The organism is Priestia sp. P5_B4, from assembly GCF_056400385.1.
This window is the reverse complement of record NZ_JBFULJ010000258.1, coordinates 1-4794: the sequence shown is the minus strand read 5'-3', so window position 1 is coordinate 4794 and position 4794 is coordinate 1. Positions and strand designations below refer to the sequence as shown.

The 4794-nt window shown below is 41.7% G+C and carries 5 protein-coding genes; all 5 read right to left on the bottom strand.

Features of this window, described 5'->3' with window-relative positions:
* Positions 1–131: 131 nt before the first annotated feature.
* Complete coding sequence (locus AC1DRF_RS16970) at positions 132–1100, bottom strand: sugar phosphate isomerase/epimerase family protein (protein WP_477741218.1); 969 nt, start codon at positions 1098–1100, stop codon at positions 132–134.
* 1 nt (position 1101) lies between these two features.
* Positions 1102–2106, bottom strand: a complete 1005-nt coding sequence (locus AC1DRF_RS16965; protein ID WP_097823554.1) for a Gfo/Idh/MocA family protein — start codon at positions 2104–2106, stop codon at positions 1102–1104.
* Between the two features lie 12 nt (positions 2107–2118).
* Positions 2119–3144 carry a Gfo/Idh/MocA family protein gene (locus AC1DRF_RS16960; RefSeq protein WP_043982175.1) on the bottom strand — a complete coding sequence of 342 codons (1026 nt, stop codon included), beginning with the start codon at positions 3142–3144 and terminating at the stop codon, positions 2119–2121.
* Positions 3145–3176: 32 nt separating this feature from the next.
* Positions 3177–3902 (bottom strand): ThuA domain-containing protein, encoded by a 726-nt coding sequence (locus AC1DRF_RS16955; protein WP_230183928.1) that lies wholly within the window; start codon positions 3900–3902, stop codon positions 3177–3179.
* A gap of 89 nt (positions 3903–3991) precedes the next feature.
* A partial coding sequence (locus AC1DRF_RS16950; RefSeq protein ID WP_477741217.1) for a LacI family DNA-binding transcriptional regulator occupies positions 3992–4794 on the bottom strand: 803 nt, incomplete at its 5' end.

Below are 4794 nucleotides of genomic sequence, written 5' to 3'. Positions count from 1 at the left end.
GCGAAGGATTATCCTTGGCGCTTTTGGATTGCCAATCACCCGTTTGTATCGAAATTCAGGTGAACAAAAGGCGAATTGATTTATTAACGAAAATAAAAGAAGCACCTCTTTTTAGAGGTGCTTCTTTTTGCTTACGCCCACCACATTTGTGAGGGAGTTTCTTCAATTAATACACTTTGTAAGTTTGTAACCGCGCGTTTAAATCCTTCTTCAATCGACATGATTGGATCTTCATGCTCAATGCTGACTACATAATCGTATCCGTATGTGCGAAGTGCACTCATCATATCAGACCACTCTTTTACATCATGTCCGCACCCTACGGATCTAAACGTCCATGCACGCGTTTGGACTTCTCCGTATGGCTGCATATCCGTCAGGCCATACATATTAATATTATCCTGGTCCAAGTACGTATCCTTTGCATGGAAATGATGAATCGCATTTTCTTTTGCTAAAATTTTAATAGCTCCTACCGGATCAATTCCTTGCCACCATAAATGACTTGGATCAAGGTTAGCGCCAATCGCTGGACTTGTTTTTTCGMGAAGCTTTAGGAGCGTATACGGAGTATGAACTAAAAATCCGCCGTGAAGTTCTAAACCAATTTTCACATTATGCTCCTCCGCTAGTTCTCCAATTTCTTTCCAATAAGGAACAAGCTTATTTTCCCATTGCCAATTCAATACGTCTCCATATTCGTTAGGCCAGGGAGTAACAGGCCAGTTTGGGTACTTCGCTTCTTCGTGATCTCCTGCTGTTCCAGAAAAGCAGTTAACCACTGGAACATCTACTAGTGATGCTAGTTGGATGGTCTTGCGAAGCGTTTCGTCAGATTCTTTTGCAAAACTTGCCTCAGGTGAAATAGGATTGCCGTGGCAGCTAAATGCGCTGATTGTAAGTCCGCGGTCTTTTATCTGCTTCATATAGGCTTCTCTTTTTTCTTCATCTTCAAGCAGCGCATCTAGCGGACAATGGCTGTTTCYCGGATAGCCGCCCGTTCCGATTTCAACAGCATGAAGACCTGCTGCTTTTACTTTATCTAACATCTCTTCAAAAGAAAGATCCGCAAATAAGACCGTAAATACTCCAAGTTTCATTTTAATTTCCCCCTGTGCGATATATTTCGTCAATAATAGCTGAGACTTGAAGCGCTTCTTGTGGCTTTACCACTAATTCAGTATTTCCTTTACACGCTTCAACGAAATTTTTAGCCTGACTCAGGCTGTAATCATCTTCTCCATCTATCCAAGGTGACGTACTGTTCATGAGCATACCGTTTTTAGACGTGTATAGTTCAAACGGAAACACGCTTAAACCGCCATCTACCCCTGATATACTTACGTGCTCTTCATCATCTTCGATATTAGCAGCCCAAGAAGTTTCTAAAAGAAGCGACGCTCCATTTTCAAATTTAATATAGGCCGTTACATGATCATCCACGCTGAATGTTTCATGATCAAATGCTCCCCATTGATTTAATTGGTTAGGCGTTTTACTCAGGTCATTATATGTACTTCCCAGCACTTCAGTATGCTTTGGGTTTCCCATCAGCCAAAGCGTTAAATCAAGCAAATGGCAGCCGTAATCAATTAAGCTGCCTCCTCCTTGAAGATCTTTGTTCGTAAATACCCCCCAACCGGGAACCTTTCGGCGACGCATTGCTCTGACACGTGCAACTAATGGGCGTCCTACCTCTGTCATCATTTTTTTCGCTGCCTGCGCTTCTTTCATGAATCGGTAATGATACGCAATCGCTAACTGCTTACCTGATTCTCTAGCAGCAGCAAGCATTTCTTCACCTTGCTCTTTAGACATCGCCATTGGCTTTTCACATATGACGTGAACGCCTGCTTTTAGCGCTTCTACTGCAAACTCGGCGTGAAATTTATTCGGTGTACAAATACATACAGCATCCACTTCTTTAAACATATCTTTGTAATCAACAAATACGTGAGGGATATTATGCTCATTGGCTACCTCTGTGGCTCTTTCACTATTAATATCGCTAAGCCCCCAAATCACACATTCATCACCCAGTTGTTTGAATGCTGGGATATGCCTACTTACAGCAATCCCTCCTGCTCCGATTATGCCAATTCTCACGTTTTTCACCTCTTACACGCGCGTAATTTGTTTCGTTTGACTTGATTTTAAAGCTGCTAAAATAACAGCAAGTGATTTTAATCCTTCTTCACCAGGAACAGGAGATTCTTTATCTTCTGCAACTGCATCTACAAATTGTTCAATGACGTGAGAATTACTTTGTCCGCCTTCATCGTTCGACTGGATTTTTCCTAATTCATAGTTCACCACTTCACCCGTTGCATATTGTGCAACTAATGAATACGTCGGATCGTCCTCTAAACGAAGAATCCCTTTCTCTCCGTAAACAATCGTGGAGTTATCTTCTTTTCCATTGTAAGCCCAGCTTGCCGCAAGCGTCCCGATAATCCCGCTTTGCGTTTTTAATACGCATACAGCATTGTCGTCTACATTTGCAAAGTCTTTTGCATTGCTTTCTACAAATGCACCGACTTCTACAATTTCTTCATTCAATATGTAGCGGAGCATATCGGTTTTGTGAACGCCTAAATCCCCCATAGCCCCAATAAACGCTTCGTCTTTTTTGAAGAACCAGCTGTCTTTTCCGTCCACGCTCCAACCTTCAGGACCGCCGTGGCCAAATGCCGTACGGAAACTGTAAATTTTACCGATTTCCCCTTTTTCAATAAGTTCACGAGCTTTTTGATGAGAAGCTACAAAGCGCTGATTATGTCCAATCATTAGTTTTTTACCGTTTGTTTTTGCTGCTTCAATCATTGCTTTCGCTTCTTCTTCTGATGTTGCCATCGGCTTTTCACACAGGACATGAACTCCGCTGTTTAACGCTGCAACCGAAATAGGCGCATGAAGATAGTTGGGCGTACATACGCTCACTGCTTCCACTGTACCGCTTGCTAAAAGTTCTTCGTAGTTTGTGTAAGCTTTTACACCGTACTGCTGCGCTACGCTGTTTGCACGTTCTGTGTTTATATCGCAAACGGCTACTAATTCTACTTGTTCATTCATCTTATATTCTGGTAAGTGACGGTGTTGCGCAATGCTTCCGCACCCAATAACGCCAATTTTTACTTTTGCCATCTTTCCTATCCCCTTTGCTTAAGCATTATTAATTAGTTTTTAACAGCGATTGATTCAAGCGGTTGCGCATTGCCGTAAACAGGACGTTTTCTCTCTGCTGGCTTCGCCCATTTAATAGCATTCATAATGACACGCTGAATGTCTTTGTTATGGTATGTTGGATATGTTTCATGTCCAGGTCTGAAATAAAATACTTTTCCGTTTCCGCGTTTGTACGTGCAGCCGCTTCTGAAAATTTCTCCGCCTTCAAACCAGCTCGTGAAAATCAGTTCATCAGGTGCTGGAATATCAAAGTGCTCTCCATACATTTCTTCGCGCTCAAGCTCGATAAATTCACTAATACCTTCCACAATCGGATGGCTCGGTTCTACTACCCACAAGCGCTCTTTTTCATCTGCTTCACGCCATTTTAAGTCGCAGCTTGTGCCCATTAACGTTTTAAAAATTTTAGAAAAGTGACCTGAGTGCAAGACAATAAGCCCCATACCGTCTAGCACGCGCTGCTTTACTTTCTCAACGATGTCATCTTTCACTTCGTCATGTGCTAAATGACCCCACCATACTAAAACATCCGTTTGATTTAATACTTCTTCAGTCAACCCGTGTTCTACTTCGTCTAATGTTGCGGTGTGTGTACGAAACCCTCCTTCTTCTAAAAAAGAAGCGATGGCACCGTGAATGCCTTCAGGGTAAATTTCTCTTACAACCGGATTTTTCTGTTCATGACGATTTTCATTCCATACTGTAACATTAATCATTTTCATATCCCCTTTTTTTGTGAATGCTAACTTATATCCCCTTTTTTCATAAATGCTAAACTTTGGTTAACCGGTTAACTTACTGCGGTTCACCCGCGCTTAGCAGTCGAATCTCGAATAATAAGTTCAACCGATAATTTCACATGCTGCAGCGTGCTGAAACGGTGTTCAATTGCTTGAATAACCGACGTCGCAGCTACGACTCCTTTGTTAAATACATCTTGACGAATGGTTGTTAGACTGGGAGATGCATAGCTACTAAACGTTATGTCATCAAACCCTACGATTGAGTAGTCCTGCGGAATTTTTTTCCCCTTTTCTTGCAGTGCTTTCATAATTCCAAGCGCCAGCGTATCAGAGGAAGCAAAAACCGCCCGAATATCCTTATGATCTTTCAGCAGCTTGTTCCCTAAATTGTAACCGTTATCAAACGAACTTTCGTTCACTTCAAAAACAAACGTCTTTGATGGCGTAATGCCCGCTTCTTTTAATGCTTTCTCGTAGCCTATATACCTCTTTTTATCCACTGGACTATTGACGAGGTGATGAGCAACAAAGGCAATTTCTTTGTGCCCCAAATTCACTAAATGTGTTGTAGCTAGATATCCTCCATACTCATCGTCTACAGAAATATGATGATAATCACGTTCGTACCTTTCATATGTATCTACTAGCACAATCGGATTCGATAACGCTTTCATTTTCTCATACAATCGATGCGGGAAGGCTCCTAAAAACAGAAGACCATCAATATTTCTCGTTCGAATCCATTTTAGACAATCAGCTGGGCTACTCGCTCCAGATATGACTAGATCATAACCATGCTTACGGATTACATATTCAATTCCACTAATCATTTCACTGTAATAATGGTTATCTTTAAATATAGTAG